This is a genomic window from Aquipuribacter aurantiacus (assembly GCF_051216895.1).
In the GTDB taxonomy this organism is placed as follows: Bacteria; Actinomycetota; Actinomycetes; order Actinomycetales; family JBBAYJ01; genus Aquipuribacter.
Genome location: NZ_JBPKAO010000005.1, coordinates 32,299 through 49,995, shown reverse-complemented (window position 1 = coordinate 49,995; position 17,697 = coordinate 32,299). Strand labels below are relative to the sequence as shown.

16 protein-coding genes are annotated in these 17,697 nt (G+C 73.3%); 8 read left to right on the top strand and 8 right to left on the bottom strand.

Features of this window, described 5'->3' with window-relative positions:
• Positions 1-55 precede the first annotated feature (55 nt).
• Together ACR80Q_RS08475 and ACR80Q_RS08470 are read right to left on the bottom strand one after the other, a co-directional pair.
• Positions 56-760: a hypothetical protein gene (locus tag ACR80Q_RS08475; protein ID WP_435377161.1), complete on the bottom strand. Its 705-nt coding sequence runs from the start codon at positions 758-760 to the stop codon at positions 56-58.
• The gene (locus ACR80Q_RS08470; protein WP_435377160.1) at positions 757-2,541 is read right to left on the bottom strand and encodes a tetratricopeptide repeat protein; all 1,785 of its coding nucleotides are present in this window, start codon (positions 2,539-2,541) and stop codon (positions 757-759) included. The genes ACR80Q_RS08475 and ACR80Q_RS08470 overlap by 4 nt, the downstream gene beginning before the upstream one ends.
• Before the next feature lie 209 nt (positions 2,542-2,750).
• Between ACR80Q_RS08470 and ACR80Q_RS08465 the strand changes: the two genes are divergently transcribed.
• The 4 genes from ACR80Q_RS08465 (at position 2,751) to ACR80Q_RS08450 (ending at position 6,956) form a co-directional block, all read left to right on the top strand.
• Positions 2,751-3,548 (top strand): transporter substrate-binding domain-containing protein, encoded by a 798-nt coding sequence (locus tag ACR80Q_RS08465; RefSeq protein WP_435377159.1) that lies wholly within the window; start codon positions 2,751-2,753, stop codon positions 3,546-3,548.
• A 70-nt stretch (positions 3,549-3,618) separates the two neighbouring features.
• Positions 3,619-4,401, top strand: a complete 783-nt coding sequence (locus tag ACR80Q_RS08460; protein WP_435377405.1) for an amino acid ABC transporter permease — start codon at positions 3,619-3,621, stop codon at positions 4,399-4,401.
• Between the two features lie 5 nt (positions 4,402-4,406).
• Positions 4,407-5,192 (top strand): amino acid ABC transporter ATP-binding protein, encoded by a 786-nt coding sequence (locus tag ACR80Q_RS08455; RefSeq protein ID WP_435377158.1) that lies wholly within the window; start codon positions 4,407-4,409, stop codon positions 5,190-5,192.
• A 90-nt stretch (positions 5,193-5,282) separates the two neighbouring features.
• Positions 5,283-6,956 carry a hypothetical protein gene (locus tag ACR80Q_RS08450; RefSeq protein ID WP_435377157.1) on the top strand — a complete coding sequence of 558 codons (1,674 nt, stop codon included), beginning with the start codon at positions 5,283-5,285 and terminating at the stop codon, positions 6,954-6,956.
• A 27-nt stretch (positions 6,957-6,983) separates the two neighbouring features.
• Here the strand turns inward: ACR80Q_RS08450 and ACR80Q_RS08445 are convergent, their stop codons facing one another.
• Entirely contained in the window at positions 6,984-7,544 is a 561-nt protein-coding gene (locus ACR80Q_RS08445) for a mycothiol transferase (RefSeq protein ID WP_435377156.1), read from the bottom strand.
• Between the two features lie 81 nt (positions 7,545-7,625).
• On the opposite strand from ACR80Q_RS08445, the gene ACR80Q_RS08440 reads away from it, so the two are divergent.
• The 3 genes from ACR80Q_RS08440 (at position 7,626) to ACR80Q_RS08430 (ending at position 11,784) form a co-directional block, all read left to right on the top strand.
• Positions 7,626-8,108, top strand: coding sequence for a nitroreductase family deazaflavin-dependent oxidoreductase (locus ACR80Q_RS08440; RefSeq protein ID WP_435377155.1), 483 nt, complete (start codon positions 7,626-7,628; stop codon positions 8,106-8,108).
• A gap of 5 nt (positions 8,109-8,113) precedes the next feature.
• Positions 8,114-9,868 carry an aminotransferase class V-fold PLP-dependent enzyme gene (locus ACR80Q_RS08435; RefSeq protein ID WP_435377154.1) on the top strand — a complete coding sequence of 585 codons (1,755 nt, stop codon included), beginning with the start codon at positions 8,114-8,116 and terminating at the stop codon, positions 9,866-9,868.
• Positions 9,869-9,990: 122 nt separating this feature from the next.
• Positions 9,991-11,784, top strand: a complete 1,794-nt coding sequence (locus ACR80Q_RS08430) for an alpha/beta hydrolase (RefSeq protein ID WP_435377153.1) — start codon at positions 9,991-9,993, stop codon at positions 11,782-11,784.
• On the opposite strand, the gene ACR80Q_RS08425 is transcribed toward ACR80Q_RS08430, so the two are convergent.
• Positions 11,768-12,601 (bottom strand): phytanoyl-CoA dioxygenase family protein, encoded by an 834-nt coding sequence (locus ACR80Q_RS08425; protein ID WP_435377152.1) that lies wholly within the window; start codon positions 12,599-12,601, stop codon positions 11,768-11,770. The two genes, ACR80Q_RS08430 and ACR80Q_RS08425, sit on opposite strands and share 17 nt — an antisense overlap.
• 176 nt (positions 12,602-12,777) lie before the next feature.
• On the opposite strand from ACR80Q_RS08425, the gene ACR80Q_RS08420 reads away from it, so the two are divergent.
• Positions 12,778-14,145, top strand: coding sequence for a hypothetical protein (locus ACR80Q_RS08420; protein ID WP_435377151.1), 1,368 nt, complete (start codon positions 12,778-12,780; stop codon positions 14,143-14,145).
• A gap of 16 nt (positions 14,146-14,161) precedes the next feature.
• Here ACR80Q_RS08420 and ACR80Q_RS08415 read toward each other — a convergent pair whose 3' ends face one another.
• The 4 genes from ACR80Q_RS08415 to ACR80Q_RS08400 form a co-directional block, all read right to left on the bottom strand.
• Positions 14,162-14,578, bottom strand: a complete 417-nt coding sequence (locus ACR80Q_RS08415; protein WP_435377150.1) for a hypothetical protein — start codon at positions 14,576-14,578, stop codon at positions 14,162-14,164.
• A 168-nt stretch (positions 14,579-14,746) separates the two neighbouring features.
• Positions 14,747-15,166: an ester cyclase gene (locus tag ACR80Q_RS08410; protein ID WP_435377149.1), complete on the bottom strand. Its 420-nt coding sequence runs from the start codon at positions 15,164-15,166 to the stop codon at positions 14,747-14,749.
• 59 nt (positions 15,167-15,225) lie between these two features.
• On the bottom strand, positions 15,226-16,398 hold the full coding sequence (locus ACR80Q_RS08405) for a N(5)-(carboxyethyl)ornithine synthase (protein ID WP_435377148.1): 1,173 nt from the start codon (positions 16,396-16,398) through the stop codon (positions 15,226-15,228).
• A 99-nt stretch (positions 16,399-16,497) separates the two neighbouring features.
• The gene (locus tag ACR80Q_RS08400) at positions 16,498-17,646 is read right to left on the bottom strand and encodes a serine hydrolase domain-containing protein (RefSeq protein WP_435377147.1); all 1,149 of its coding nucleotides are present in this window, start codon (positions 17,644-17,646) and stop codon (positions 16,498-16,500) included.
• Between the last annotated feature and the right edge of the window lie 51 nt (positions 17,647-17,697).

Sequence of the window (17,697 nt, the reverse complement as noted above, 5' to 3'; positions counted from 1 at the left end):
TGCTAGGTCGCCGCTCCGCAGGTCCGGAGGGGTTTCGGCCTCACTCCCGGCACGATCACCCGGGCAGCGCGAAGTGCACCGCCGGACCGAGCGACGCGGGCGGCACCAGCGGCAGCTTGGTGGGGTCGTCGGTGGCGAACGAACCGGGCACGTAGCTGTTGGCCGGCCAGCGATCCATCGAGAGCAACCCCATGTGCTGGTAGCTCGCGGCGACGAGCTGAGAGCAGAAGAACGTACCCGTGTACAGCGTGCCGCCGCCCAGGCCGGCGGCGTAGTTGGCCGGGAACGCGGTGTTCAGCGGGGTGGGGAACGGCAGCCCGTCCACCCGGTCGACGAAGATCCGCAGGGCGGCCGTCTGCGCGTCACTGACCCCCGGCGACAGGTGACGCACCCAGGCCGTGCCCAGCTCGGGCCCGGAGTAGAACGACAGGACGGCGTCCATCGGGGCGATCCGGCAGCCGTCGTGCCCGCCGGACTGCGGGTAGGCCCGGTTGCCGGGGTTCGCGGCCCACGGGTCGGGGAAACCGGGGTTGTCGGGCCCGGGCGGGCCGGGTGCGTCCCACAGGAACAGGTCGTCGCCGTCGCGGACCACCATCCCGACGTGGGAGTAGGGGGCGAGCCCCTGCACCTCGTCGAGGGTCTGGATCATGAAGTCCAGCGTGCTGCCACCCGCGAACAGCAGCACGTCGCCGGTCTGCAGCGTGCCCCTCACGTCGGCGTAGGGGACGGGCGGGACGGTCGGGTCCAGCAGGGTGCTCACGCGGTCTCCTTCGTGACGGCGGGCGCGGCGACGGTCGTCGCCCCGCGGAAACCCGCGAGCTCGAGCCCGCGGAGCAGCTGCTCGACCATCTCGGGGCGACCGCTGGCGCTCACCCGGCGCAGCGTCTCCGCGGTCAGCCGCGGCGCCAGGCGTTCCAGCGCACGGGCGGCGGTGCGGGCGCGGTCCAGGTCACCGAGCAGCGCCGACGTGGACGCCACGGTCGTCAGGGCCGGGGCGAAGCCGGGGGTCACGACCAGGGCCCGTTCGCAGACCGCCCGGGCCTCCGCGAGGCGCCCGGCGTGGAAGTGGACCACGCCGAGCCCGCTCAGCAGCGCGGCCAGCTGCGGGTCCTCGGGGCTGAGCCGGATGGCGTGCTCGACCTCGGCGGCGCCGGCCTCGTGGTCGCCGCCGACGGCCAGGAACTGGCCCAGCAGGGAGCGGGCCACGGGCAGGCTCGGGTTGAGCTCCACGGCCCGGCGGAACGACGCGACGGCGTCACCGAGACGGCCGGCCACCGACGCGACCAGCCCCCGGTACAGGTGCCCGCCGGCCTCCCGCGGGTCGCACTCCACGGCCCGGTCGGCGTGCACGGCCAGCTGCGCGACGGTGGCCTCGACGTCGTCGGTCCAGGAGTGGGTGAGCGACAGGTAGTGCGCGTGGGCCAGCAGCCCGTGGGCGAAGCCCGAGGAGGGGTCCTGGTCGACGGCCCGCTGGAGCAGCTCACGGGCCCGCGCGTTGTCCTCGGCGCCGGGGCGGTGCAGGTGCCACAGCCCCCGCAGCGCGTAGTCCCAGGCGTCCAGGTCGGCCGGGGCCCGGCGCAACGCGCGGACCGACTCCGCGCGCAGCAGCTCCGGGCGCAGCGCGACGGCGATGGCCTCGGCGACCTCGGCCTGGGCGTCGAACACGTCCGCCACCGCGGTGTCCCACCGGTCGGCCCAGACCTGCACGCCGTCGTCGACGTCGACGAGCCGGGCCGTGATCCGCACCCGGTCCCCGGCCCGTCGCACGCTGCCGACGACGACGTAGCGGGCGCCCAGGGCGGTGCCGGCCTGCTGGGTGTCGTAGCCGGACCCGCGCAGCGCGAACGACGAGCTGCGTGAGATCACCGGGAAGTGGCGTGCGGCGGCCAACGAGGTGAGCAGCTCCTCGACCAGCCCGTCGGCGAAGTACTCCTGGGCCGGGGCCTCGCCGAGGTCGTCGAAGGGGAGGACGGCCACGGTCGGTCGCGCGCCCCCGGCGGCCACCGCGGTCCGCACCTGCCCCGGCACGTCCACGAACCAGGCCCGGACGGGGTGCTGGATGTTCTTGACCCGCTGCTCGCCGATGTCCTCCAGCGGCGGGTGGTCCGTCAGCGCCTCCCGCACCGCCTGCGACAGGCAGATCCCGCCGGGACGGGCGAGACGCTCCAGCCGGGCGGCGACGTTGACGCCGTGGCCGTAGACCCGTCGGTCCTGCTCGACGACCTCACCCCGGTCGACCCCGATCCGGAAGTGCATCCGCTGGGCGGCGGGGACGTCGGCGTTGGCCGCGTGCACCTGGGCCTGGAACGACAGCGCCGCGTCCAGCGCGGACTGCGACGTCGCGAACGCGAACAGCAGGTTGTCGCCGGGCGAGTCCACCAGGCGGCCGCCGTGGTCCCGGGCGACCGCCTCGCCCACGCCGCGGAAGGTGGTGATGGCCTGGATGGTCGCGAGGTCGTCGTCGGCGAGCAGCCGGGACCAGCCCGCGACGTCGGCGCTGACCAGCACGGACTCCCGACGCACCACGTCCAGCACCGCCATGCTGCCGTCGCCCTCCTGGTGTGGTCCCTGAGCCGCACCGATGGTGACACGGCGGCTCCCGTCCGTCACGGGCCACGGGGTGTCACCGCGGGCACCCCTCCTGAACCGGGACGTACCGGACGGACGGCGGCTCCGCGGCACCCCCGGGAGTGGGAGCATGTCCGACGCCGGCGGGGGCCCACCCGCCGTGGACGACCCTGGAGACCGACGTGCCGAACCTGAGCCGCACCATCACCACCCTTGCCGTCGGCGTCACCGCCGCCCTCGCGCTGGGCGCCTGCGGTGGCGACGAGGCCGCCACCACCGAGTCGGGCGTCGAGCTGGTGCAGGCCGGGACGCTCGTCACCTGCACCCACCTGCCGTACGAGCCGTTCCAGTTCCAGGAGGCTGGCGAGATCGTCGGCTTCGACGTGGACGTGGTGGACGAGATCGCCGCGGACCTGGGTGTCGAGCAGGAGATCATCGACACCCCGTTCGAGACCATCCAGTCCGGTGAGGACCTGAACGCCGGCAAGTGCGACCTGGCCGCTGCGGGCATGACCATCAACGACGTGCGCGAGGAGAACCTCGACTTCTCCGAGCCGTACTTCGAGGCCACGCAGGCCCTGATCACCCCGGTCGGCTCCGGCTACGACTCGCTGGAGTCCCTCGAGGGGCTGCGGCTGGGCATCCAGTCCGGCACCACGGGCGCGGAGTACGCGCAGGAGAACGCCGCGGGCGCCGAGCTGGTCACCTTCGAGGACCTCGGCCTGCTGCTGACCGCCGTCCAGTCCGGCCAGGTCGACGCGGCCATCAACGACAACTCGGTGCTGCTCGACTTCGTCGTCGACAACGACGACGTCGAGGTCACCGCCGAGTTCGACACCGGCGAGGCGTACGGAATCGGCGTGCGGACCGACAACGCCGCGCTGCTGGAGGCCGTCGACGCCACCCTGGCCCGGATCCAGGAGGACGGCACGTACGACGAGATCTACGAGGAGTGGTTCGGCACCACCCCCACCAGCTGAGCCCGCGCCCCGCCCCACTGCCCACGGAAGGAGCGCGACGGTGAGCGCTGCGGTCGTCGACACACCACGGATGTCCCCGCGTCGGCGCGGCCAGCTGCTGCGGGCGACGCAGTACGTCGTGCTCGTGGTGGTGCTGGTGGCCTTCGCCCTGGTCGCCGACTGGGGGCAGATCCGGCGGGCCTTCTTCGACCCCGAGGTGATCGTCGCGCAGTTCCCGCGCGTCATCACGATCGCACTGGCCAACACGGTGGCCTACACCCTGCTCGGGTTCGCGTTCGGCCTCGTGCTGGGGCTGGTGCTGGCCCTGATGCGGTTGTCGACGGTCGGCCCGTACCGCTGGCTGGCGATCATCTACATCGAGTTCTTCCGCGGGCTGCCGGCCCTGCTCGTGTTCATCGCCATCGGCACCGGCGTCCCGCTCGCGTTCCCGGGGACGTTCCTCAACCGGTACGTCATCGTCATGCTGGCCCTGGGCCTGGTCGGGGCGGCCTACATCGCGGAGACCCTGCGCGCCGGGATCGAGGCCGTCCCCAAGGGGCAGGTCGAGGCGGCCCGCTCGCTGGGCATGTCGTCGGGGCGGGCGATGGTGTCCATCGTCATCCCGCAGGCGTTCCGCATCGTCCTGCCGCCGCTGACCAACGAGTTCATCATGCTGACCAAGGACTCGTCCCTGGCCTACCTGCTGGGCTCGACGCTGGCCCAGCAGGAGCTGGCGCAGTTCGGCCGGCAGGCGCTGACGGAGTACCGCAGCCTGACCCCGGTCCTGGTGGCGGGCAGCGCGTACCTCATCATCACGATCCCGCTGGGGATCCTCGCCCGCCGGCTCGAGGCCAGCACGAAGAAGGCCCGGTGAGCCGCATGAGCACGACGAGCACCACGACCCCCGACGCCGTCGTCACCGTCACCGGGCTGCGCAAGTCCTTCGGCGACCTCGAGGTGCTCAAGGGCATCGACCTGCGCATCGACCGGGGCGAGGTGGTGTGCGTCATCGGCCCGTCGGGGTCCGGCAAGTCCACCGTCCTGCGCTGCCTCAACCTGCTCGAGCAACCCAGCGCGGGACAGGTGCACCTGCTCGGCACCGACGTCACCCACCCCGACTGCGACATCGACCGGGTGCGGCGGCGGGTCGGCATGGTGTTCCAGTCGTTCAACCTGTTCCCCCACCTGAGCGTGCTCGGCAACTGCAGCATCGCCCAGCACAAGGTCCTCAGGCGGTCCAAGGCCGAGGCCGAGCAGGTCTCCCGGCGCAACCTGGACCGGGTGGGGCTGTCGGACAAGGTCGACGCCTACCCGTCGCAGCTGTCCGGCGGCCAGCAGCAGCGGGTGGCGATCGCCCGGGCGCTGAGCATGGACCCCGACCTGATGCTCTTCGACGAGCCGACCTCGGCGCTGGACCCCGAGCTCGTGGGTGACGTGCTGTCGGTGATGCGCGGCCTGGCCGAGGAGGGCATGACGATGGTCGTCGTCACCCACGAGATGGCGTTCGCCCGCGAGGTCGCCGACCGGGTCGTGTTCATGGACGACGGCATGGTCGTCGAGGAGGGCCCGCCGCACGACGTCATCGGCGCGCCGCGCGAGGAGCGGACCAGGTCGTTCCTGCAGCGCGTGCTGGACCCGACGCACGCGCAGCCCGACGCCGGCTGAGGCCTCCTCGCCGCGAGGTATCGACCTCGCCCGCCTGCGCCTCCTGCCCTCGACCGCGCACCGAGGCGCGGCACCCGCGAGGAGACGACCATGGACCAGCCAGGACTGACACCGTTCGCCGAACGAGAGCTCCGGGACTTCGTCGAACGCCGGGACACCCTGCACGTGCTCGAGCCCGACCTGCTGCACCTGCGCTGGTGGCGACCGTGCAAGGTGCGCGTGCTGCTGGTCACCGACGGCGGCCTGGACTTCGGTTCCGGCGGCTTCGGGCTCCGCACGTTCGTGAGCACGCTGCTGAGCGGCACCTACCCGGCGTGGTTCGACGTCACCCTCGCGCACCGCCGGTCCCGCCACGGCGACTCGATGATGGACGGTGACGCCCGAATCGAGCGGCGCATCCCGAACTTCCGCTTCGACGACACCAGCCACTTCGGCACCGACGACTACGACCAGCTGTGGATGTTCGGCATCGAGACCGCACCCGGCATCACCGACGCGGAGGTCCGCGCCGTCGCGGAGTTCATGGACGCCGGCAAGGGCGTCTTCGCGACCGGCGACCACGCGGCCCTGGGGCAGGCCATGGGTGGGCGCGTGCCCCGGGTCCGCTCCATGCGGTTGTGGGACTCCACCCCCGGCGTGGACGAGGTGTCGATGGGCGGGCACCGGCGCAACGACACCAACCGCCGGGGCCACGACGCGCAGTCGACCTTCGACGACCAGTCCGACGACGTGCCCCAGACCATCCGGCCCCGCTGGTACCGGACCCGGGTGGGGGTCTTCGAGGCGGTCTACCCCCACCCGCTGCTGTGCGGCCCCGACGGGGCCATCACGGTGATGCCGGACCACCCGCACGAGGGCGAGTGCCACGCCCCGACCGACACCTCCCAGACGGTGACCGTCGGCGGGGCGTCGTTCGTCGAGTACCCGCCGGGCACCAGCGGCCCCCGGCCCCTCCCCCAGGTCATCGCCACGTCGACCGTGCTGGCCGGCACCACGTCCGGGACCAAGGCCGCGACCGACGGCCACACCTTCGGCGGCATCGCGGCGTACGACGGGCACCTGGCGGGCGTCGGACGCGTGGTCACGGACGCGACGTGGCACCACTTCGTCAACATCAACCTGGTGGGCGAGGCGGGTGCGGTGCCACCCAAGAACCTGGGCTTCCTCGCCACGGCCACCGGTCAGGCCCACCTCGCCCGGATCCAGACGTACTTCCGCAACGTGGCGACGTGGCTCAGCCCGCCCGGTTCGATCCGCTGCATGAACCGGCGCCTGCTGTGGGACCTGGTCTGGCACCACCGCGTCGTGGAGGCGGTCGCGACCGCCGACCAGGTCGCGCTGACCAAGGCCCACCCCGTCCTGCTGTGGCACATCGGTAAGCAGGCGCGTGACGTGCTGGGCCGCCGCACGGGTACCTGTCAGACCGTGCGCCTGGTCCTCGACCTGGTCTACGCCGAGGCCCTACCGAAGCGGTTCCCCGAGATCGACCCGTGGCTGCCCCGGGAGGACGGGCGTCGGCCCGAGCCCGAGCCGGTGCCCTGGTTCGACCCGACGCCCGTGCTCGACCTGGCCCTGGGGGCCGCGGTCACCGCCGTCCACGAGGCGTTCGCCGAGGACGGCCGGGTCGACGAGAAGGACCTCGACGAGCGTCTGGACGAGGTGCTGTCCCGCGGGGTGGCCGTCGGCCTCGACCTGGCCCGTCGGACCGCGCGGGAGTCCGCGGAGCAGCTGGACGTGCTGGTGCGGCGGGTGACCGAGCGATGACGGTGCGCCCCCGCGGACCGGTGCCCGTCACAGCCAGGCGGGGCGCCAGTCCTCCGCCGGGTCCTCCCCGACCCGGCCGTCCACGGCCTCGCGCAGCAGGTCCGCGTGACCGGTGTGCCGGCCGTACTCCTCGAGCAGGTCGCACAGCAGCCGCCGCAGGCTGACGTGCAGCTCCGGGGCGCCCAGGTGGACGCGCTGACCGAGACCACCGTCGACGACCGCCGCGGCGAACCGCCGCCGGGACCGCGCGACCGCCTCGTCGTACCAGGCGTACAACCGTTCCGGCGGGTCCTCGGCGGCGGTCTCGAAGCTCCTGTCGTGCCCCGCCTCGACGTCGAACGGCTCACCGGGTCGCTCCCCGGCCAGCCGCCACGTCGAGATCTCCTCCTCCACGGCGGCCAGGTGCTTGAGCAGACCACCCAGGGTCAGCGTCGAGGCACCGACCCGGACCGCGAGCCCGGCCGCGTCCAGGCCGTCGGCCTTCCAGCGGAAGGTGGCGCGCTGGCGGTCGAGCGCACCGAGCAGGTGCGCGGCCTCGTCGCCGGCGAGGGGCGGCTCCCACGGCGGACGGTCGTCGGTCTCCGACACGTCTCGACGGTAGCGAAGGAGACCGCGCTGCGGGAGCATCGACCTGGACGCACGTCGCGGGACGGACCCCGGAGGCCAGCCATGAGCGTGATGCGGGCACTGGCGGCGGTCGTGGCGGCGGTCGTCGGGCTCGTGCTGCTGTGGCTGGTGGGCATGCGGGACAAGGACTCGACGGTGGTCCGGGTCCAGCGGAGGATCAACCGGGACCACATGAACGTCCGGGTGCGCGGCACCGCCGGCACCCCCGGGTCGACCACCGCCCTCGTCCGGCACACCGGGCGACGCTCCGGGCGGACCTACGAGACCCCCGTCGACGCGGTCCGCACCTCCGACGGCTTCGTCGTGGCGATGGTCTACGGGCCCGACACGGACTGGGTCCGCAACGTCGTGGCCGGCGGGCCGGCGACGGTGGTCCACGACGGCACGGAGCACCGCGTGCTCACCGCCGCGGTCGCCGACGTCGACGAGGTCGCCGACGCGTTCACCCCCTCGCAGCGGCGGGTCGGTCGGGTGTTCGGCATCCGGCAGGCCCTCGTCGTCCGCACGGCGCGGGCCGGGGGGTGAGCGACGTGCCGACGACGCAGGACCGCGAGCCGGCTCTGCTGCGCCGCATCCGGGAGTCGGTCATCGGCGACGACCAGGTCATGCACGGGCCGTACGGCCCGCGCCGGGTGACGTACGCCGACTACACCGCGAGCGGTCGGGCGCTCACGTTCATCGAGGACTTCGTCCGCCACGAGGTCCTCCCCCGCTACGCCAACACCCACACGGAGTCCAGCGGCACCGGCCTGCAGACGACCCGGTTGCGCGAGGACGCCCGCCGCCTGGTCCGCGACGGCCTCGGCGGCGACGACGACGTCGCGGTCATCTTCTGCGGGTCGGGCACCACCGCCGCGATCGACAAGATGATCGGCCTGCTCGCGCTGCGGGTGCCGGCCGGCCTCGACGACGCGTACGACCTGTCCTCGCACGTGCCGCCCGCCGAGCGCCCGGTGGTCCTCATCGGGCCGTTCGAGCACCACAGCAACGAGCTGGGCTGGCGCGAGAGCATCGCCGACGTCGTGCGCATCCCCGAGGACCGCGACGGGCACGTCGACCTCGTGGCCCTGGAGCGGGCCCTGGCCGTGCACGCCGACCGACCGCTGCGCATCGGCTCGTTCTCGGCGGCGTCCAACGTCACCGGGATCATGACCGACACCCGCGCCGTCACCGACCTGCTGCACCGCCACGGGGCGCTGTCGTTCTGGGACTTCGCCGCCGCCGCACCGTACGTCGACGTGCGGATGGCCGAGGTCGGCATGGACGCCGTCTTCTGCTCGCCCCACAAGTTCGTCGGCGGTCCGGGCACCCCGGGCGTGCTCGCGGTGCGCCGCGACCTGCTGCACAACCGGGTGCCCGTCGTGCCCGGGGGCGGCACGGTCGCCTTCGTCAACGCGGCCGAGCACCGCTACCTCGCCGACCCGGAGCACCGCGAGGAGGGCGGGACGCCGGCCATCGTGGAGTCCATCCGTGCGGGACTGGTGTTCCAGCTCAAGCAGGCCGTCGGGGTCGACGTGATCCGGGACCGGGAGGAGACGCTGCTCCGGCGCGCGGTCGGCCTCTGGCACGAGGTCCCGGAGATCGAGATCCTCGGCAACCTGGACGCGGAGCGGTTGTCGATCGTGTCGTTCGTCGTGCGGCGGCTCGGCCCCGACGGCCGGCCGGGCCGCCACCTGCACCACAACTTCGTCGTGGCCCTGCTCAACGACCTGTTCGGGATCCAGTCCCGTGGCGGCTGCTCGTGCGCCGGCCCGTACGGGCACCGGCTGCTCGGCATCGACCTGGAGCGGTCCCACGCGCTGGACCGCGAGGCCGCGTCGGGCTGCGAGGGGATCAAGCCGGGCTGGGTCCGGGTCAACCTCAACTACTTCCTGTCCGAGGCGGTCGTCGACTACCTGCTGGCCGCCGTGGCGTTCGTCGCCCGCCACGGCTGGCGGCTGCTCGGCGACTACTCCTTCGACCCGGTGACCGGGCTGTGGCGGCACCGGGACGGCCCCGTCGAGCCGCCGCTGCGCCTCGACCAGGTGACCTACGACCCGGACACCGGTGAGATGCGCTACCCCCACCACGACGAGCCGGTGCCCGAGAGCGCCCTGGCCGGGTACCTGCTCGAGGCGGAGCGGCTGGTGGCCGGTCGCGAGGCCCGCGCCGCCGAGGTGCCGCCGACCCCGCGAGCGCCGGGGTCGGCGGGGTCGGTCGGGTCGGCCGTGTCGGAGGACTTCGAACGGCTGCGGTGGTTCGAGCTGCCTGCCGCCTGCCTGGTCGCGCCGGTCCCCCGGGGCTGACCGAAAAACCCCTTTCGCCCCGGACGCCACCCGCGCTAGCGTCGCCGCGGTCGAGGCAGATCCCGGCAGTCGCCGGCCGTGGCCGAGGGGGCCCCATGAGTCGTCGCCGTCCTGTTCCGAGCGTGCTCGTCGCGACGGCGGTGACCGCAACCCTGCTGCTGCCGGGCCCGACCGCCACCGCGCAGCCACCGGTCGCCCCGCCGGCCCCGGAGCCGTCGGCGGGCGCGGCGCCCATCGAGTGGGGCGAGTGCGACATCCCCGACCTCGTGCCCGAGCCCGAACCGGGTGAGGAGCCCGTCGACGTCGTCCCCGAGGGGTACGAGTGCGCTCTGCACCCCGTGCCGCTCGACCACTCCGACCCGAGCGCCGGGACCATCGAGCTGGCGCTGATCAAACGGCCCGCCGACGAGCCCGACGACACGCTCGGCAGCGTCTTCGTCAACCCGGGAGGGCCCAGCGGGTCGGGGTTCGAGTTCGTCCTGTTCGCGGGCGAGGCGATCCTGCCCCCGGCCGTGAACGCCCGCTACGACGTCATCGGCTTCGACCCGCGGGGGATCGCCCGCAGCGCGGGCCTGGACTGCGCCACGGGCCTGGAGGGCCAGTTCGGCTACTACCCGTTCTTCTGGCCGGAGACCCGCGCCGACCTGCGACCGGTGCTCCGCGCCAACGCGCTGGTGGAGCGCGACTGCGACCGCGACGGGGGGCCGGTCCGTGACCACATGTCCACCACGGCCGTCGCCGACGACCTGGACCTGATGCGGCGGGCCCTGGGCGAGGACGAGCTCAACTTCATCGGCTTCAGCTACGGGTCCTACCTGGGGGCCATGTACGCCGCCCGCTACCCCGACCGGGTCGGCGCCCTGGTCGTCGACGCCGTCATCGACCCGGTCGACTGGGCGACGGGTCGGGACGGCGACCGCCGGCCCACCTCGGCGCGGCTGGACAGCGACGTCGGCGCGCAGGCCACGCTGGAGGAGTTCTTCCGGCTCTGCGACGAGGTCGGGACGCAGCGGTGCGCCTTCGCGGGCGACTCGGCCGCGCGCTACGCGGTCCTGCACGACCAGCTGGCCGCCGACCCGCTGGTGATCCCCGACCCGGACTTCGGGGACTTCGTCATCGACGAGCAGCTGCTGGTCGGGTTGAGCCTCGGCCCGCTCTACAACAGCGTGTTCGGGTTCACCGACCTCGGCCTGGTCCTGCAGCTGGTGGAGGACCTGGCGACCGGTGTGCCGCTGGCCGAGGCCGGGACGGCCGGCGACCGGGCCCGGCTGCGGCAGGAGACGGTGCCGGTCCCCGACTACGTGGGCGCCTGGGCGCAGTTCTCCGGGGTCATCTGCGCCGACGGCGTGACGCCGGACCGGATCGGCGCCTGGCAGGCCGCGTCGGACCGTTCGGTCGGCTACTTCGGCCCGTACTGGACCTGGAGCGACGGTGCGTGCGAGGCGTGGCAGGTCCCGCAGGACGACGTGTACCTGGGCCCCTTCGACGCCGAGACGTCCAACCCGGTGCTCATCCTCAACACCCGCTACGACCCCGCCACGGACGTGTCGGGCGCGTTCGCCCTGCGGGACGAGCTGCCCAGCAGCCGGCTGGTGCTCGTGGAGGGCTGGGGGCACACGGCCCTCGGGCTGTCGCTGTGCGCCGACGCGATCACCACGCAGTACTTCCTCACCTCACAGGTCCCGCCCCAGGACGTGGTGTGCGAGCAGGACGCACCGGTCTTCGTCCCGTTCGAGGTGCCCGAGGAGCCCGCCCCGGACGAGCCGGAGCTGGGCGCGCTGCAGGACGAGGCGACGGAGGCCCGCGTCCAGCAGGCCGAGGAGACGCTCGACGACGACGTGGCCGAGCTGGTCCGCCGCCGGGCCCTGGTGCTGGAGCACGTGGGCACCGGGCCCGCGGTCACTCCTCGCCCATGACCAGCCCCTCGATCGTGTGCTTCTGCACGATCGGGACCAGCTCGTCGACCACCCGGGCGTGCAGGTGGCGACGGACCTCGGCGGGCAGGCCGTCGTGGAAGGCCCGCGTCAGCATCATGTCGTGCAGCTCGTCGTGCCCGGCGCCCGGCGCGTCGACCCCGAGGACCAGGACGGGACGGGCGCGCTCGGAGCGGTTGGCCGTGCCGCGGTGCAGGGTCAACGCCGACCGGGCCGACACGTCACCGCGGCGGGGCAGCTTCTGCTGGGCCCGTCCGACCAGGCGGGGCCACTCGCTGCGTGCGGGGAACATGCCGTGCTCGAAGTCGTCCCCCGGCTCCAGGTGGGTGCCCACGGCGACCTCGAACGGCCCCATGTCCGGCGTGGTGTCGACCGCCGTCAGGTTGAACGCCAGCGAGGTGAGCCGGCCCTGCTCGTAGGTCTCCGGCGGGGACGGGAAGTCGCGGTGCCACGGCTGGTCCTTGGCCCCCGCGAACGGGACGTCGAACCCCAGCTCGACGACCCGGTAGTCCGGCCCCAGCACCGCCTCGCAGACCGAGGTCACCCACGGGTGGCTTACGAGGTCGACGAAGCCGTGCAGCTGCTCGGGGTGGATCTCGACGTACCAGCGCTGCGGGCCGCGGCCCACCGCCCCGCCCTCGCGCCCGCGGGCCTCCTCGAACGCGGCCATCACGTCGTCGTGCATCCGATCGGCCCAGGCGGGGTCGAAGGCGCCGCGTCGGGCGGTGATCCCGTCCCGCGCCAGGTCCGCCACGGCCTGGGCCAGCTCCGGGGACGTCGGTGCAGTCATCGTCGACATCGCCGCAGGCTAGGCGTTTCCAACGATTACCACCAGCCTGAACGGTGACGGCTCGCGCCGAGGGGTATCGGGCGCCGTCGGGACGGCTCTTCCTCGGTGTCATCACACAGCGCAGGGACGCGCTGACCCGGGCCCCGCCCGAGCGCGTGGACCGCTCGACCAGGGAGGCGACGACGATGGGAACCACCGACGACGTAGGACGGGACCGGTTCGACGAGCTGAGGCTCTCGGGTCAGGTCATGGGCAAGCTGGCCGACGACCCGAAGGCGTTCGCCGAGGCCGTCGAGGCCTTCCGGGCCCAGGACGCGCAGCGCTTCCAGGGCGTGCTCGAACGCCTCGGCCTGCTGGACCACTGCCGGGTCGTGTGCTCGTACCTGTGCAGCAAGCACTGCGTGTTCGTCTGCCACAAGCTCGCCGGGCGGCAGGAGGGCCGCGCAGAGCTCGACGTCGACGAGTGGCGTCGCTTCGCCCAGCTCACGCAGCGCCTGACCGAGGACGAGAGCCTGCTCAGGCGTCTCGTCGAGGTCGTCGACCGCGAGGACGAGAAGACGTTCCAGGCCGTCCTCACCGAGCTCCAGGCGGTGTCCTTCGCCCACCAGCTGTGCCACTGGCTGTGCGGGGTCCGGTGCCGGCTGGTCTGCCGGGTCCTGTGCCCCCCGCCGCCGCTGGTGACCGCGGTCGGGCTGATCCCCAGCGGTCAGATCGCCTCGACCGGGCTCGCCGCGGGGCCCAGCTTCCCTCCCGGACCGACCCCGGCGGACGTCAAGTCCCCCGGCGGGGTCGGTGACCACCCGTACGGGGGCACGGCGAACATCAAGGGGGTCTTCAACACGACGGGAGCGGTGGAGTACAAGGTCGACGTGACACCGGTGGCCGGGGGTGCGCCGTTCGCGGTGACGACGGCCGTCACCGACTACCGGTTCAACCCGGCGTGGCCGGGACCCGGCGAACCGCTGTACGTCTACTACACGCGGGCGACCACGGCCGACTGGTACTCGATCGCGGCCATGGGACTGCTCGGCACCGACTACCTCACCGACTGGGACACCCGGACCGTGGCCGACGGCGAGTACGACGTCCGGGTGGTGGTGCGGACGGGGTCCGGTGCCGAACGCGTCAGCCCACCGGTGCGCGTCGTGGTCGACAACACCCGACCGAACGGGCCGGGGCCGGGCGGCACACCGGTGATGACCATCCGTCAGGGCGACCGCGAGCTCGACTGCTGCGAGACCGTCACCCGGGACGGCGGGCCCATCGTGGTCCACGTCGAGGGCGAGGACCTGCACTACTCGAGTCTGTCGGTGACCCTGTACGGCGGCTGCAGCGTGAGCAGCGGGATCTACTCGGCGACCTACGACGGGGACCTCGCCGAGCGGGGGGCACCGGCGCCGGGCATCGACATCCCGTGGGACCCGTGGGCCGAGGGCGTGGACCCCTGCTGCTACGTCATCTTCTTCCGGATCCGCGACCGGGCGGTCACGTCCAACTCGTGGTCGGGCGGCAACGTCGTGGCCGAGACCTGGCGGTCGATCACGATCGGCTGACGAGCCGCGGGGGCGCTCACCCGGCCCCGTCCAGGCGGCGCTGCAGGAGCCGCTGCAGGTCGATGGACTCCCCGTCGCGCGCGCCGCGGCCGACGACGAGCGGGGGGTCGCTGGGCTGGACCGTCGCCCCCGTCAGGCGTTCCCGCAGGCCGCCCTGGGCGCGCAGAACGTAGTAGCGGCCCTCCGTGTCCACCGCCACCCGGTCGTCACGGGACAGGTACCAGCCCGTCAGCCCGGTGCGGTAGCGGCGACCGCCCTCGCGGCGGCCGGGGGCGAGCAGCGGTGTGGGCGCCACGCCCCGGCGGCGGGCCTCGACCACGAACGCGTCGACGAGGGCCTGCGCCTGCGCGGTCTCCTTGGCCAGGGCCCGCTCGGCGGCCGCGGCCTGCGCGGCGATGATGCGGGAGCGCTCGTCGGTCCAGTCCTCGGGCACGGCGCCATGGTGCCGCACCACGGGGAACCCGGACCTGGGAACCCCACCCCGAGCACCACCTTCACGAGGATCAGGACGGCGACCAGGGCAGGAACCCGTCCCCGCCGCCCGACCGCCGCGTCGCCGCGTCGGAGGTGCTCGTCGCCACGGCCCGACCGTCCTTCGCGGTCATCGCGCCGGCGCCTGCGCCTCCCGCAGCTGCTGCGCCATCTGCATGACCGGGAGGTACGCCCGTATCGCCGTGATGCCGTTCGGCGACAGGTCGTAGACGACGGCGTAGGGCACCCGGACGCTCGCGCCCGTGGCCGGGACCCCGGCGAACTCGCCGGTGTGGGTACCGACCAGGTCGGCCTCGAGGAGGGCACCACCGTCGCCGACGACGAGGTTCCTCACCTCGGGGTGGGCGTCCAGCGCCTGCGTGTGCAGGGCGACGATGTGGTCGCGCACGGCGTCGCGGCCGCGCAGCTGGTCACCGGTCTCGACCGTCGTCCAGCGCACGTCCTCGGTGAAGTACTGGGCGAAGTCCCCGCCGCTGCGCAGCGCCGCGAGGTAGCCCTCCATCATCCTGCGGTTGTCCTCGGCTCGCACGGATCCCTCCCGGGGCTCGTCCGCCCCCCGACGGCCGAGGGGCCTCGGGACGAGTCTCGTCAGGACCCCACCGGGCTGTCGCGGGACGTTGGTCCCACGCCGAGGGGGTACGGGTACCCGGCGGCGCGCCCCTGGAAGGCGAGGATGCGCTCGTTGCGGATCTCGCCGCCCTCGATCTCGACCGCCCGCGCCAGCGTCGCGTTGTCGGCCCAGGCCGCGGGACCGCGCTGCACGGCGTCGAGGTACGGCAGCAGGGCCTCGCTGATCGTCCAGGTGGCCGACTCCCAGTACAGCGACGGGGTGTGGTCGACGGCGTAGTAGTGCACCCGGTCCCCCACCTCGAACATCGGGTCGGCGAAGGTCGTCGGCCTCGCCCACCCGAAGCCCATCCCCTCGTCGACGGAGACGTCCACGACGACGGTGCCGGGCGCCAGGGAGGCCGGGTCGTCGACGAAGACGAGCGGTGCGTCGGTGTCCTGCAGCATGCAGTTGACGACGACGTCGTGCCCGGCCAGGAACTCGCCGGTGTCCTGCGGGCCCTCCGCGGTGAGGACGCGGGTGCGGCGGGGGTCGGCCTCGAGCCGCTCGAACTGCTGCATCACCGCGCCGGAGAACGGGGCCGCGACCGCGGACCGGTCGCGCTGCGTCAGGACGGTGACGTCGTGGACCCCCATCGCGTTCAGCGCGCGGACCGCACCCCGTGCGGTCGCGCCGAAGCTGATGACGGCCGCGTTCAGGGGGCGGCCGTAGTGACCCGTGGTCCCGCGCAGCTGCAGCGCGTGGATGACCGACGCGTACCCGGCGATCTCGTTGTTCAGGTGGAACACGTGCAGCGAGAACGAGCCGTCGGAGTTCCAGTGGTTCATGGCCTCCCAGGCGATGACCGACAGCCGCTTGTCGATGGCCAGCTGGGTCAGGGCGGGGTCCTGGACCAGGTGCGGCCAGCCCCACAGGACCTGACCGTCGCGCATCCCGGCGAGGTCGGCCGCCACGGGCTTGGGCAGCAGGACCACGTCGGCGCGTCGGGTCAGCTCGTCGCGGTCCACGACACCGCCGACCCAGCGGGCGATCTCGTCGTCGCCGACCCCGAAGTGCGCGCCGTACCCCTGCTCGACCAGCAGATGGGCCCGGACCTGCTCGTCGATCCGTTCGAAGTGGGCGGGGTGGACGGGACGCCGGCGCTCGTCCGTCTTGCGGGTGGTGCCGACCACGCCGATGGTGAGTCGTTCCATGAGGTCCTCGCTTGTCGGACGGACGGGGGTCCGAGGCTAGGCCACGGCGGTCCCGACGGCAGGCCGGTGCAGCCCCCGGCGGACCCGACACCACTTGTCTCACGGACCTCCGGAGGGATCCAGCGTGCTGACGGCGCGGAGCACGTGGGGCAGGAACCGGAAGGGCAGGGCGGGCTGGGCCACGTCGAAGGTTCCGGCGGTGACCACCCCCAGCTGCGGGCAGTGGAAGAGCCAGGTCGCGGTGGAACCGGTGTGCCCCACGACCGGCGGGACGGCGAACACCGGTGACATCCATCGCGGCGGGGCGTAACGCATCACGCCGAGGCCGTAGTCGATCGGGAAGAACACCCGGGCGAGACGGCGCTGCATCCGCGGCCATGTCCCCGGGTCCTCGAACACCTGACCGGTCACCAGGGCGGTCATGAACCGGACCTGGTCGCGCACCGTCGACACGATGCCCCCGTCGGGCACCTGGTGCCGCAGCGCGCCGTCCGGCTGCAGGACCACGTCGCGGGCCCAGACGTCGGTCCCGGGCCCGGGTGGCCGGCCCGATCGGGGCGCATGCGGGTACGACGAGGTGTCGTCGAGACCGAGCGGGGCGAACAGCGCCCGCTCGACGACCAGGTGGAGCCGTTCGCCGGCGACCTGCTCGACCACCGCCCCGAGCAGCTGGTAGTTGGTGTCGGCGTAGTGCGCCCGGGGTCGGGCGGAGGAGAGCGGCTGCGGCGGGAAGTGCGGGGTCAGCTCGTCGCGGACGAACCGCACCACCTCCTCGAAGGGCATCGGCGCGTCCTCACCGGCCAACAACCTCGCCTGGGCGCTGCGACCGCCCCGCGGCGCCTCCTCGTAGTAGTCGGGCAGCCCGGAGGTGTGCCCGAGCAGGTGCTCGACGGTGATCTCGTCGGTGCGGTCGACGCCGTCGCGCACGTGCAGGCCCCGCGTGACGTCGGGCGGCAGCAGGTCCACCATCCGGTCGCCCAGGGACAGGGCCCCCTGCTCGACCAGACGGAGGGTGACGGTCGCGGTGAACAGCTTGGTGATGCTGGCGATCGGGTAGCGGACGGTGGTCGTGGCCGGTGAGCCGGCCGCGTCGGCCACCCCGTGACTGCCGTGCCACTCCCACGCCCCGTCCACCCGCGCCACCGCCAGCAGCCCGTGGCGGACGTGGCGACGCCGCTCGACCGCCCGGGCGAGCAGCCTGGACAACCGCTCGTCGAGACGCTCCGGGATCTGACCGCGTCCTGGCATCGTCGGCCCCTGTCGCTGGTGGAGGGACGCCCAGCGTAGGAGCCGGGGCAC